Origin of the sequence: Pseudomonas sp. UM16 (genome assembly GCF_050312595.1) — a bacterium.
GTDB lineage: Bacteria > Pseudomonadota > Gammaproteobacteria > Pseudomonadales > Pseudomonadaceae > Aquipseudomonas.
This window is the reverse complement of record NZ_JBNPJT010000025.1, coordinates 23784-36867: the sequence shown is the minus strand read 5'-3', so window position 1 is coordinate 36867 and position 13084 is coordinate 23784. Positions and strand designations below refer to the sequence as shown.

The 13084-nt window shown below is 59.7% G+C and carries 12 protein-coding genes; 2 read left to right on the top strand and 10 right to left on the bottom strand.

The features are described 5' to 3' along the window. Positions 1–27: 27 nt before the first annotated feature. From ACQRAX_RS23300 to dibA, 8 genes are all read right to left on the bottom strand, one after another. Complete coding sequence (locus ACQRAX_RS23300) at positions 28–969, bottom strand: sigma 54-interacting transcriptional regulator (RefSeq protein ID WP_412038828.1); 942 nt, start codon at positions 967–969, stop codon at positions 28–30. A gap of 64 nt (positions 970–1033) precedes the next feature. Next, positions 1034–1615 carry an alpha/beta hydrolase gene (locus ACQRAX_RS23295; protein WP_412038827.1) on the bottom strand — a complete coding sequence of 194 codons (582 nt, stop codon included), beginning with the start codon at positions 1613–1615 and terminating at the stop codon, positions 1034–1036. 160 nt (positions 1616–1775) lie between these two features. Continuing rightward, a complete protein-coding gene (locus ACQRAX_RS23290; protein ID WP_412038826.1) occupies positions 1776–2765 on the bottom strand; it encodes a sulfate/molybdate ABC transporter ATP-binding protein in 990 nt (329 codons plus the stop codon). A gap of 3 nt (positions 2766–2768) precedes the next feature. Then, positions 2769–3641 (bottom strand): sulfate ABC transporter permease subunit CysW, encoded by an 873-nt coding sequence (gene cysW, locus ACQRAX_RS23285; protein WP_412038825.1) that lies wholly within the window; start codon positions 3639–3641, stop codon positions 2769–2771. 14 nt (positions 3642–3655) lie between these two features. Beyond that, a complete protein-coding gene (gene cysT, locus ACQRAX_RS23280; RefSeq protein WP_045181142.1) occupies positions 3656–4474 on the bottom strand; it encodes a sulfate ABC transporter permease subunit CysT in 819 nt (272 codons plus the stop codon). 87 nt (positions 4475–4561) lie between these two features. Beyond that, on the bottom strand, positions 4562–5569 hold the full coding sequence (locus tag ACQRAX_RS23275; RefSeq protein ID WP_412038824.1) for a sulfate ABC transporter substrate-binding protein: 1008 nt from the start codon (positions 5567–5569) through the stop codon (positions 4562–4564). A 71-nt stretch (positions 5570–5640) separates the two neighbouring features. Continuing rightward, positions 5641–5823: a sulfur starvation response protein OscA gene (oscA, locus tag ACQRAX_RS23270; protein WP_045181150.1), complete on the bottom strand. Its 183-nt coding sequence runs from the start codon at positions 5821–5823 to the stop codon at positions 5641–5643. Positions 5824–5976: 153 nt separating this feature from the next. Next, a complete protein-coding gene (dibA, locus tag ACQRAX_RS23265; RefSeq protein ID WP_412038823.1) occupies positions 5977–7872 on the bottom strand; it encodes a phosphodiesterase DibA in 1896 nt (631 codons plus the stop codon). A gap of 150 nt (positions 7873–8022) precedes the next feature. Here dibA and desA point away from each other — a divergent pair, with 150 nt between their 5' ends. After that, positions 8023–9207, top strand: coding sequence for a delta-9 fatty acid desaturase DesA (gene desA / locus ACQRAX_RS23260; protein WP_412038822.1), 1185 nt, complete (start codon positions 8023–8025; stop codon positions 9205–9207). Between the two features lie 133 nt (positions 9208–9340). After that, a complete protein-coding gene (locus ACQRAX_RS23255; RefSeq protein ID WP_412038821.1) occupies positions 9341–10330 on the top strand; it encodes a GGDEF domain-containing protein in 990 nt (329 codons plus the stop codon). Positions 10331–10351: 21 nt separating this feature from the next. On the opposite strand, the gene ACQRAX_RS23250 is transcribed toward ACQRAX_RS23255, so the two are convergent. Beyond that, positions 10352–11560 (bottom strand): response regulator, encoded by a 1209-nt coding sequence (locus ACQRAX_RS23250; RefSeq protein ID WP_412038820.1) that lies wholly within the window; start codon positions 11558–11560, stop codon positions 10352–10354. A 139-nt stretch (positions 11561–11699) separates the two neighbouring features. Then, complete coding sequence (gabT, locus tag ACQRAX_RS23245) at positions 11700–12980, bottom strand: 4-aminobutyrate--2-oxoglutarate transaminase (RefSeq protein ID WP_412038819.1); 1281 nt, start codon at positions 12978–12980, stop codon at positions 11700–11702. Between the last annotated feature and the right edge of the window lie 104 nt (positions 12981–13084).

The window sequence follows — 13084 nt, the reverse complement described above, 5'->3', positions numbered from 1 at the left end:
CCGTAACAATATCTTTTATTTAGTTGTTTATTCCATTTGAGCATTAAGCCGTCGCAACGCTTGCTCCAGTAAGTGCTGCAAGGTGCTGCGCTCACCGGCGACTGCCCGCTGACACAACTGATCAAGCTGACTGGCCAATGCTTGCAGCGGTGTCGGCAGGTTCAAGTGCTCGGGCAAAATCTCTTCACCGCTGCTGACCAGCAAGGCGAAATGAATGACGTTTTCCAGTTCGCGGGTATTGCCCGGCCAGCTGTGCAATTCCAGCACGCGCTGGGCTGCGTCACTGATCAACGCTACCGGCAGGTTCAGTCGTGGGCTGTAGATACCGACAAAATACTCGGCCAGCGGCAGGATATCGCCAACCCGATCACGTAACGCCGGCAGCTCCAGATGCCCTTCGCGCAGGTAGTGGTAGAGCCGCTCATGGAATTTGCCGGCACTGACGGCTGCGCCCAAGTCGATACTCGACGCGGCGACCAGACGCACGTCCACAGGGTTGGGTTGCTGAGCGCCCACGCGGACGACTTCGCGGTTTTCCAGGGCAGCAAGCAATTTGACCTGAATCGCCAAGGGCAAGTCGGCGATTTCATCCAGATACAGGGTGCCGCCATTGGCTGAGCCGAACCACCCGGCCCGGCTGCTGGCGGCGCCAGTGTGGGCGCCGGCGCTGTAACCAAAGAGTTCGGCATCGGCATAGGTTGGGCTGATTGCCGCACAGTTGACCGACACAAACAGACCGGCGCGATCACTGGCGCGATGAATCTGCCGGGCCAGCAGCTCTTTGCCGGTGCCGGTCTCGCCACGAATCAGCACCGGCAGTGCCAAGGGCGCCAACAGCTCCAGCTCCTCACGCAATTGCCGTGAGCGCGGATCGACGAACACCAGCGCCTTGGCGCGAATGCTCAATGGGCTCCTGTCCAGCTCGGGAAAGGTCAGCAGCCGCTGGCCGAAGGTGTCGTGAATACTCATGGCAAACTCCCGCCCTTAGCACCTGGGGCCGGGCGTTGGCTCTGGAAAAAGTCAGCGTCTGCGTTCAGGCGCGGCGAAGGGCATGCTGTTCCAAGCGGTTCTGCAGGCGATACAGGTAGGCAAAACCCTGCTCCCAGCGGCGATGCCCGGACTTGACGTTGATATGCCCAGCCCCGGCCAGAAAGCCAACCTCGGCCCCCCAAGCCCGCGCCAGTTGCATGGCCCGCGGGGCGCTGATCGCCGGATCGTTGTCGGAACTGACTACCTGGCTGGGGAACGGCAATAGCTGCTGGGCAATCGGCGCGAAGTTACGCAGCGCTGGTGCGCAGGTTGGGCGCTCAACATCGGCTGGCGCCACCAGCAAGGCGCCGCGTACCCGGCGCAGCAGGCTGACACTGGCTTGCGCTGCCCAATGGGCGACGGTGATGCAACCCAGGCTGTGAGCGATCAGGATCACTGGCGTTTCATCTTCAGCCACTGCCTGTTCCAGTGCCTGAACCCAGTCTTTGCGTTGCGGCGTCAACCAATCGGCTTGCTCAACCCGTGCGCCGTTGGGCAGTACTTGCTGCCAATGACTCTGCCAATGGTCTTCTGGCGATCCTTGCCAGCCCGGCACAATCAGGTAACGGATCGACGTGTTGCGCATGGGGATGCCTCCTGCTGGGTTTGCTTGAGGCCAAGTATAAAGAGGCGGCTATATCAGTAAAGGAATAAGAAGCTATTTATTAATAACCAAATTGTCATTCTTCAATAAAAAAAGGGGCCAGCCCCTGCCGAGGAATGGCCCCTGAAGACTTTCGAGAGTGTTAGATGCTGGCGACTTTCTGCCAAACCTTAGGTTTGAAGAACAACGTCTCGCCACGCGCCAAGCCACTCAGGCTGTCGTGATCTTTGACCACCTCGGCCTCTATCAGCTCGCTCTGACCTTCCACCTTCAGAGTCACCCGCGTGGTCGCGCCCAATGGCCGGATGTCACGCACTTCGGCGGCATGATGGCCCTCGACCTCATGCCGCGACAGCGACACTTCATGGGGCCGGAACAGCACATGATGACCTTCGCTCAGGTGCAAACGGTTGGAGTCGCCAAGGAAGTGGTAAACAAAATCGCTGGCCGGGTTCTCATAGACTTCGCCTGGCGAGCCGATCTGCTCGATTACGCCCTTGTTCATCACCACGATGCGGTCGGCGACTTCCATCGCTTCTTCTTGGTCGTGGGTCACGAACACCGAGGTCAGGTTGATGTCCTCGTGCAGGCGCGCCAGCCAGCGGCGCAGTTCCTTACGTACCTTGGCATCGAGAGCGCCGAATGGCTCATCGAGCAGCAGCACCTTGGGCTCCACCGCCAGGGCGCGGGCCAGGGCGATACGTTGACGCTGGCCACCGGAGAGCTGCTCGGGGTAACGGTCACTGAGCCAATCAAGTTGAACCATGTTCAGCAACTCGTGGACCTTCTCGGCAATCTTGCTCTCGCTGGGGCGCTCGCCCTTAGGCTTCATGCGCAAACCAAAGGCGACGTTGTCGAACACGCTCATGTGACGGAACAGAGCGTAATGCTGGAACACGAAACCGACGTTGCGATCACGCACGTCGTGACCGGACACATCTTCGCCGTGGAAGACGATACTGCCCTGGTCGGGGGTTTCCAGCCCGGCGATGATTCGCAGCAGCGTGGTTTTGCCGCAGCCGGACGGGCCCAGCAGTGCCACCAGCTCACCGCTGTGGATATCCAGGTTGATGCTGTCCAGAGCCTGGAAAGCGTTGAAGCGCTTGCTGACGTTACGAACTTCGATCGACATGAATTATTCCTCCGCTGCGCTGTGGCGCAGTCGGTTAATGCGGGACTCGCTCCACTGCTTGAGCAGCAGGATGAAGAGCGCCAGGATCAGCAACAGGCTGGCCACGCTGAAGGCCGCGACATGGTTGTATTCGTTGTAGAGGATCTCGACATGCAACGGCAAGGTGTTGGTCACCCCGCGAATGTGCCCGGAGACCACCGACACCGCACCGAACTCACCCATCGCCCGCGCGGTACACAGCACCACGCCGTAGATCAGGCCCCATTTGATGTTGGGCAGGGTCACGTGCCAGAACATCTGCCAGCCGTTGGCCCCGAGCAGGCGCGCAGCCTCCTCTTCCTGGGTGCCCTGCTCCTGCATCAGCGGGATTAGTTCACGGGCCACGAACGGCACGGTAACGAAGATGGTAGCCAGGACAATACCCGGCAAGGCAAACACGATCTGGATGTCGTGGTCCTGCAGCCAGGGCCCGAAAAAACCCTGGGCGCCGAACATCAGTACGTAGACCAGACCGGCGATCACCGGCGACACCGAGAACGGCAGGTCGATCAGGGTCACCAGGATGCTCTTGCCGCGGAAGTTGTACTTGCTCACACACCAGGCGGCGCTGACCCCGAACACCAGGTTCAGCGGAACCGAGATGGCCACGGCAATCAAAGTCAGCTTCAGCGCCGACAGAGCGTCAGGCTCGAAGATCGCCTCGAAGAATGTCCCCAGGCCCATTTTCAGGCCCTGGGAGACCACGATGACCAGCGGCAACAGCAGGAACAGGGCGAATATCAACCAGCCGAGGCTGATCAAGACGCGCCGCGAGAGTGCGCTGCCGCGGCGGGCGGCATTGGCCGAAGCGGCCGCGCCAATTGAAGATGCAGACATGGACGTGGCCTCCTTCAAGGGGTTTCGATGCGCCGCTGCAGCAAGTTGATCAGCAGCAACAGGACGAAGGAAACCACCAGCATCAACACGCCGATGGCTGTGGCGCCGGTGTAGTCATATTGGTCGAGCTTGACCATGATCAGCAGCGGCAGAATCTCGGTCTTCATCGGCATGTTGCCAGCGATGAAAATCACTGAACCGTATTCACCGACACCCCGGGCAAAGGCCAGGGCAAAGCCGGTCAGCCAGGCGGGCAACAGCGCTGGCAGCAGCACATAACGGAACACTTGCAGCGGCTTCGCACCCAGGCAGGCGGCGGCCTCTTCGACTTCCCGCGGAATGTCGGCCAATACCGGCTGCACCGTGCGCACCACGAACGGCAAAGTCACGAAGGTCAGCGCCAGGGTGATACCCAAGGGGGTGTAGGCGATCTTGAAACCGAGATCGGTGGCGAACTGACCGACCAGGCCTGCTGGCGCGTACAACGCGGTCAGAGCGATACCGGCGACCGCCGTCGGCAGCGCGAATGGCAAATCGATCATCGCCTCGATGACCTTGCGCCCCGGGAAGGTGTAACGCACCAGTACCCAGGCCAGTAACGTGCCGATGATGCCGTTGATGATGGCGGCGCACAGGGCCGTGCCGAAGCTCAACTTAAGTGCGGCGAGTACTCGCGGCGCACTGATGATGGCCCAGAACTGGTCCCAGGTCAGCTGCGCGGCATGCACGAACATGGCCGCCAGCGGTATGAGCACAATCAGACTGAGGTACACCAAGGTGTAGCCCAGCGTCAGCCCGAAGCCGGGTATGACGGGGGAGATACGACGTGACATAAAGGTCCCTGGTTGAACGCACGAAGCCCAGGACAGATCCCGGGCCCATGCTGGCTACTGAATGGCGATTATCCTAACGGCCATGCTTCACTGTGCCGTGTAGATCTGGTCGAACACACCACCATCGTTGAAGAACTTGGGTTGGGCAGTCTTCCAGCCGCCGAAGTCTTTGTCGATAGTCACCAGGTCCAGTTTCGGGAACTGTTTGGCGTATTCGGCGGCAACTTTCGCATCACGGGGACGGTAGAAGTTGTCGGCGGCGATTTTCTGCCCGGCCGGGCTGTACAGGTGTTCGAGGTAGGCCTTGGCGATTTCGTCATTGCCTTTCTTCTCGGCGTTCTTGTCGACCACGGCCACCGGCGGCTCGGCAAGGATCGACAGCGACGGCACGACGATTTCGAACTTGTCGTTGCCACCGTCTTCCTTGAGGGCCAGGAACGCTTCGTTTTCCCAGGCCAGCAGCACATCGCCCTGACCGTTGTTGACGAAGGTAATGGTCGAGCCACGGGCACCGGTATCGAGTACTGGAACGTGCTTGAACAGCTCCTTCACGTATTCCTGGGCCTTGGCTTCACTGCCACCGGCTTTGAGGCCATAGGCCCAGGCGGCGAGGAAGTTCCAGCGTGCGCCACCGGAGGTTTTCGGGTTCGGGGTGATCACCGATACATCTTTCTTGATTAAGTCGCCCCAGTCCTTGATGCCTTTCGGGTTGCCCTTGCGCACCAGGAAGACAATGGTCGAGGTGTAGGGAGTGCTGGCGTCCGGCAGGCGGGTCTGCCAGTTGTCCGGCAGAGTCTTGCCGAGCTTGGCCACTTCGTCGATGTCGCCGGCCAGGGCCAGGGTCACGACGTCGGCACGCAAGCCGTCGATGACTGCCCTGGCCTGCTTGCCTGAGCCCCCGTGGGACTGCTGGATCTTCACCTTGTCGTCCGGGTGAGCCTGCTGCCAATGCTTGATGAACTCGGCGTTGTACTGCTGGTACAGCTCCCGGGTCGGGTCGTAGGACACGTTCAGCAACTCGTAGTCCTTGGCGATGGCGGAACCGGCAAACACGGCGCTGGCGAGTGCAGCCAGGGCATAACGGCGGATGGACATGGTGAAGCTCCCGATTGGCGTATTTTTCTAATTAGATGGCGCGTTCATCGCGGGGTATGCCCGCTCTCACCTCAGCCGGGCTTGGTGCCAGGGTTCTGCAGGCGGAACTTTTCCTTGCGTTCGATCTGCACGACCTGGGCGTTGTGCACGGTGATCTCCACCGCGCCAAAGCGCAGATCGCGCAAAGCGCTCTGGATTTCGCGCAGGATGGTGGCTTCGTCCTGACCGTCAACGCTACGCAGAGATGCGCTCATGCTCGTGCTCCTGTGAATAAAAGGTGCCGTGCAGTTGCGTACAACAGGGCGACTGCGCCTGGCTTAAGGGCAATCTTAGGGGGGCGTGAATATTCTTAAAAATACTATTTAAGAATTTTTATATAACCAAAATTAATTAATTCTTCGTAACCCTTAGGCCCAGTGCAATTGCTGCGCTGGAACCGGTCGCCCGAACCAGTAGCCCTGGCCCATCTGACACTGCTGTTCGAGCAGAAACTGCGCCTGTTCGGCCTGTTCGATACCTTCAGCAGTCACCTGCAGCCCCATGCTTTTGCCCAAGGCGATAATGACTTTTACGATCGCCACGTCATCTTCATCACACGGCAAACCTGCGACAAAGCCCTGGTCGATCTTGAGTTTTTGCACCGGTAAGCGCTTTAACCGCAGCAGCGAAGAGTAACCGGTGCCAAAGTCATCAATGGCCAGGCATAACCCCAATTCACGCAGGCGGTGCAGTTGCTCCAGGGCGACCTCAGGGTCTTCCATCACCGCGCTCTCGGTCACTTCCAGCTCCAACAATGCAGGGTCAAGGCCGGTGTCATGCAGCACCTTGGCGACCTGTTGGTACAGGTCGCGATGGCCAAACAGACGACTGGAAATATTCACCGCCACGAACGCCAATGCCCGACCGTCAGCCTGCCATTGCACCATCTGCCTGCAGGCCTGATTCAGTACCCAGGTATCGATCTCTGCAATCAAGCCGGTGCGTTCAGCTATCGGGATAAACTCACCGGGCGGCACCAGCCCGCGCTTGGGGTGCTGCCAGCGCACCAACGCTTCAACACCAATCATCGCGCCGCTGCCCAAGTCATGCACTGGCTGGTAAAACACCTGCAGTTCTTCCTGCTCCAATGCCCGGCGCAGCTCACCAGCGGTCTCGACACGCTGCTGGGCGTGGGCGGTCAACTCTTCGGTGTACAGCGCGTAGCCTGCGCGACCGCTGGCCTTGGCCTTGAACAGCGCCGAGTCGGCATTGCGCAGCAGTTGTTCGGCACTCAGGGCATCGCTGGGAAACAGGCTGATGCCGATGCTGACGCTGACGAACAGGCGCTGATCCTCGAGTTCGAAAGGCTGTTTCATCACATCGATGATGCTTTGTGCCAGCACCGCCGCCTGCCCAACCTGGGGACATTGCTCGGACAGCACGGCGAACTCGTCGCCTCCCAGGCGCGCCAGGGTCACACCATTGCCCAGCAGCGCCTTGAGGCGCTCGCCGACCATTTTCAGCAACTGATCTCCGACATTGTGCCCAAGACCATCGTTAATGCTCTGGAAATGGTCCAGGTCCAGCAATAGCAAGGCGCAACCGCGCTTGTTTGCCTGGGCCGCCGTCAGCGCCTGCTCGGCGCGGTCGTTGAACAGTAAACGATTGGGCAAATCAGTGAGGGGATCGTGATGGGCCAGATAAGCCAGCTCGCGCTCGCTGTGCTTGATCGCGCTGATATCGCTGAACACCGCCACGTAGTGACTCAGCTCGCCGCTGTCATCGCGGATCGAGCATATGGTCTGCCACTGCGGGTACACCTCGCCACTCTTGCGCCGGTTCCAGATCTCTCCACTCCACTCGCCTTTTTGCGCCAGCGCGGCATAGATCGTCTGATAAAATTCCGGGCCATGGCGCCCGGATTTGAACTTGCTCGGCCGCTGGCCGATGACTTCATCCTGCTCGTAGCCGGTAATCTGCATGAACGCGCGGTTCACATGCACAATCAACCCATTGCGGTCGGTTACCAGCACGCCCTCAAGGGTACTGTCGAACACTGCCGCCGCCATGCGTAACCGCTCACGGTCCTCGCAGCGCAAGCGAGCACCGACACCGATGAAGTTCAGCAGACGGGCACGGGAACTGAAAATCAGCACGGCGCTGAACAGCACCCAGACGTAGGCACTGAACGATTGCCAGCGGGACAGTTGCTGAGGATTATCGAAAAGACTGCTCAGTAATTGATCGGTCAGTGCCAGCCAGAGCACGGATAACACTAGATACAGCGCAGCCATGCGCATGGCGTCTCGAATGGAAGCAGACATAAGGTCCTGACAAGCCCACAAAAAATATTCGGAGATTATAGGGTAGAAACATCCCGTGACCTCCTATCTAAAAGGCCGACTGGTTTTATTTACCCGTGCAGGGATAATGCTTCCCTGCTGTTCCTTAAGTTCTAGAGGGCCCTATCGCCTATGTGGTACCAAGGTTTGCTCAACTTGTCAGCCTGGCAACTGCTGGCAGTTACCCTGGTCATGACCCACGTGACCATCGTCAGTGTCACTGTTTACCTGCACCGCTATTCAGCCCATCGCTCGCTGGAACTGAACGCCGGGCTCAAGCATTTTTTCCGTTTCTGGCTGTGGCTGACCACGGCGCAGAACACCCGCGAGTGGACGGCCATCCACCGCAAGCACCACGCCAAATGTGAAACCGTCGATGACCCGCACAGCCCGGTGATCAAAGGCTTGTCCACGGTACTGCGCAAAGGCGCAGAGCTGTACCGTGAAGAGGCGCAAAACCCGGAAACCCTGCGCATCTACGGCAAGAACTGCCCGGAAGACTGGATCGAGCGCAACCTCTACTCGCGCTACAAGCTCGGCGGTATTGCCCTGATGGCGGTGATCGACCTGCTGCTGTTCGGCACCATCGGCATCACCATCTGGGCCGTGCAGATGATGTGGATTCCGTTCTGGGCTGCAGGTGTCATCAACGGCCTTGGCCATGCCGTGGGTTATCGCAACTTCGAATGCCGCGATGCGGCGACCAACCTGGTGCCATGGGGCATCATCGTCGGCGGCGAAGAGCTGCATAACAACCATCACACCTACCCCAACTCGGCCAAGCTGTCAGTCAAGCGCTGGGAGTTCGACATGGGTTGGGCCTGGATCAAGCTGTTCTGTTTCCTGCGTCTGGCCAAGGTGCAACGCGTCGCACCGATTGCCCACCGGGTCGAAGGCAAAGGCCAACTGGACATGGACACCGCCATGGCGATCCTCAACAACCGCTTCCAGATCATGGCCCAGTACCGCAAGCTGGTGATTGCGCCGCTGGTCAAACAGGAACTGGCCCGGGTCGATGACTCGGTGCGCCATCAGTTCCGTCGCGCCAAGCGCTTGTTGTCGCGGGAAACCAGCCTGCTTGAAGACCGTCATCACCTGCGCATCCAGACCATGCTTGAACACAGCCAGGCACTCAAGACCATCTACGAGAAACGCCTGGCCCTGCAACAGATCTGGCTGCGTACCAGTGCCAACGGGCATGACATGCTCGCCGCCATGAAAGACTGGGTCCACGAGGCCGAAGCCAGCGGTATCCAATCGCTGCGTGACTTCGCCGCCCAGCTGAAAACCTACTCGCTGCGTCCTGCACTGAGCTGATGCCGTTGATCGGTGCGCCCCTGAGCGGGCGCACCGCCCGGAACTTAGCCGCCTATTCTCACTCTGACTGGCACAAGCCCGCGTGGCGGGCCGGGTCGTGGCCGCCCGCCTCTGTGTGAGAAGTTCCGTGCAAATGGTCAATAAGAAACCAACGTTTCAACCCCACAGTACGCCACCTGAAGCCGCCCAGACCCTTCTGGCGCTGATGCATGCCCAAGGCGAAGTCGCACGCCTGAGCGAGCGTGAGCAGCTGTTCAGCTCGCTGCTCGACAGTGTTAACGCGGTGCTCTGGGCCTTCGATTGGCAATCGCGCCAGGTGCTCTATGTCAGCCCGGCTTACGAGCGCATCTTTGGCCGCCCGGCCGGCCTGCTACTGGCAGACTTCAACGAATGGCGCGACAGCATTTACCCCGACGACCTCGACTACGCCGAGCGCAGCCTGGCCGAAGTGCTGGTCAAAGGCGCAGTGGAAGACCGCGAGTACCGAATCATTGACGCCAATGGGCAAATCCGCTGGCTCAGCGACAAGTGCTTCATCAACCAGCAGGCCGACAGCAACCAGCGAGTGATCGTGGTTGGCATGGCCGAAGACATCACTGAAAAAAAACGCCTCGAAGGCGAATTGCAGCGCCTGGCCACCACTGACGTACTAACTCAAAGCAGCAATCGTCGGCATTTCTTCGACTGCGCTGAACGCGCCTTCGAAGCAGCGCGGCAGGAGCAAACGCCGTTGTCCTTCCTGCTGTTGGATATCGATGACTTCAAACAGATCAACGACACTTACGGTCATCAGGAAGGCGACTACGTCCTGCAGCGCATCGCCGACACCGGCAAGGCCGTGTTACGCCGTGGCGACCTGTTCGGGCGCATTGGCGGCGAAGAGTTCGCGGCTGTATTTCCCGGCTGTACGCCGCAGATTGCCCAGCAGATTGCCGAGCGCTTACAGCGAGAAATTCAGCGCTTGGGCTTCAGTCATGAGCAGAACACCTTCGGCGTGACCGTGAGCCAGGGGCTGACTGGCCTGAGCGATGAAGATGAAAGCCTCGACAGCCTGTTTGCTCGGGCGGATGCGGCGATGTACCAGGCCAAGCGTCAGGGCAAGAACCAGATTGTGATTGGCTGAGGACCTGGCCGGCGATAGTCCTTACGCCTTACGCAAGCGTCCCAGCTCCGGCATTCCAACCTTGAGCAATCTGGCCGTTTTACTCTCGGCCAGCGCCTCCAGCCCCTGATCCGCCGGCAAGCGCGCCAGCTGCCCAGCCAGGTTCATCACCAGCGCTTCACGCGAATACACTCCTCCACCCAACTGGTAGATCGCCGCAATCAGCTCACGCAGCTCCAGCGGCAAACGCCAACGGGTGCGCAATGCCGAGCCAAAGGCCGCGCCAAACTCATTGAGCGAAAGCTCGATGTCATCCTGATCAAGCACACCCCCGGACAGACGCCATTCCTGCAGGCAACGCAGCAATGCCAGGTCACCCAGGCAATGCAGCAAACCGGCGCAGTAACAACGCTCCTGGTCCAGTTCGAGCATCCGCGCCAGGGTTCGCGCGTACTCGGCGGCATGCCATGACAACGCCCAGAAGTGCTCGGCACGCTGCGACAGCAGTGGATCACTGAGCTTGGCACTGCGCTTTAGCGTCAGCCCCAGGATCAGGTTCATGCTTTGTGTGGTGCCGAGCTTGTTCAGCGCTTGTAACAAGGTCTGCACCGCACCGTCACGGTGCAACGCAGCGCTGTTGGCTGCAGCAATCAGCACCGCAGTAACCTGCGGGTCGTTGCGAATCTCTTCTTCCAGGGCCTTGAGATTAAGCCCCTGCGGACTAAGGCTGCGTTTGATCGCCTGCTGCACATCCGCCAGCAACGGGCCACCATCCGCCGTGGCCCGGCGGCCTTCAAGAAAACGCGACAGGGTCATGCCCGGTTGCAACGGCGGCACCGGACAGGCGATTTCCTCACCGACCTTGAGCAGCAGTTCTTCCAGGCGATGACGCAAGGACTCCATGTTCAGCGGCTTGCTCAAGTACGCCGTCGGCGCAAACGGCAACGCTTCACGCACACTGGTGCTGTCGCTGCGGTTGCTCATGAGGATGAAAGGCAATGCTGGTTGACGACCTTTGGCGCGCACGTTGCGCAGCAGGTCCAGGCCATCACCACCGGGCAGCTCCCGGGCGGCGATGATCAGGTCGGGTTGGCACGACAACGCCGCCAGCGCCTGGGAGCCATCAGCACAAACCTGCACCCGCGCATCACAGCGCACACTGAGCAAAATCTGACTAAGCATGTCCCGTACCCAGGGGTCGCCTTCGGCAATTAGCACGCAGGGTGCCTTGGCTGGGTTGGTACTGCTCATACTCGACTCTCCGCTGGTTCACGACGCGCAATCCCGCGCACCTTCCAAGTGTTCTCCTTAGTGGCTACCTTAGCCCGCTTGCCTTCCTTTGGCCGAAAAAAAACCCGCCAAAGCGGGTTTTCTTCTAGTACGTCACAGTTTACGCGAGTTCTGCGAAGCACTCTTCGATGATCGCCAGACCTTTGTCCAGTTGCTCATCAGGCGAGGTCAGCGGAACCAGGATACGCAGGACGTTGCCGTAGGTGCCGCACGACAGCAGGATCAGACCCTTGTCACGCGCTTTGGCAACAACCGAGGCTACTGCTGCAGCGTTCGGGGTCAGGGAGCCGGCTTTGTCGAAGACTTCAACAGCAATCATCGAGCCCAGGGCACGGACGTCACCGATGATCGGGTGCTTGTCCTGGATCTTGCGCAGGCCAGCGACCAGACGCTCGCCAACAGCCTGGCTACGTTCCAGCAGTTTTTCTTCTTCGAACACTTCCATCACGGCCAGGGCCGCGGCGCAAGCGATTGGGCTACCGGCATAAGTGCCGCCCAGGCCGCCTGGAGCGATAGCATCCATGTATTCGGCCTTGCCGCAAACGCCGGCCAGTGGGAAACCACCGGCGATGGATTTGGCGAAGGTGGTCAGGTCTGGAGCAACGCCCATTTGTTCCATGGCGAAGAAGGTGCCGGTACGGCCGGCGCCAGTCTGCACTTCGTCAGCGATCAGCAGGATGCCGTGCTGGTCGCACAGGGCGCGCAGACGCTTCATGAACTCTTTAGGTGCAACGTAGAAACCACCTTCGCCCTGAACTGGCTCGAGGATGATTGCGGCGATGTCGCGCGCTTCGGCATCATTCTTGAAGATGCGTTCGATCGAAGCGATCGAGTCATCAATGCTGACACCGTGCAGTTCGTTCGGGTACAGCGCACGGAAGATACCACCTGGCATCAGGCCCATGCCGGCCGAGTAAGGTACGACTTTACCGGTCAGGCCCAGGGTCATCATGGTACGACCGTGGTAAGCGCCAGTGAAAGCGATCACGCCAGCACGGCCAGTGGCGGCACGAGCGATCTTGATGGCGTTTTCAACGGCTTCGGAACCGGTGGTGACCAGCAGGGTTTTCTTGGCGAAGTCGCCTGGAACCTTGGCGTTGATCTTCTCGCACACTTCAACGTAAGGCTCGTAAGCCAGTACCTGGAAGCACGTGTGGGTCAGTTTGTGCAGTTGGGCTTCAACGGCAGCGATGATCTTCGGGTGCACGTGACCGGTGTTCAGTACCGCGATACCGCCGGCGAAGTCGATGAACTCGCGGCCTTCGACGTCAATAACGGTAGCGTTTTTTGCCGACTCAGCGAAGATCGGGTGGATCTGGCCAACACCGCGTGGAACAGCGGCGACGCGACGTTGCATCAAAGATTCGTTGGTCTTGCTCATAGTGTCCTCAATTCGCCACACACAAGATGGCGCGATTCAAGTCAGAGTGGCCGGTATTCAACTGCAGGCAGCATGCGTTGATCGACTGCTGCAGGGGCCCAGGC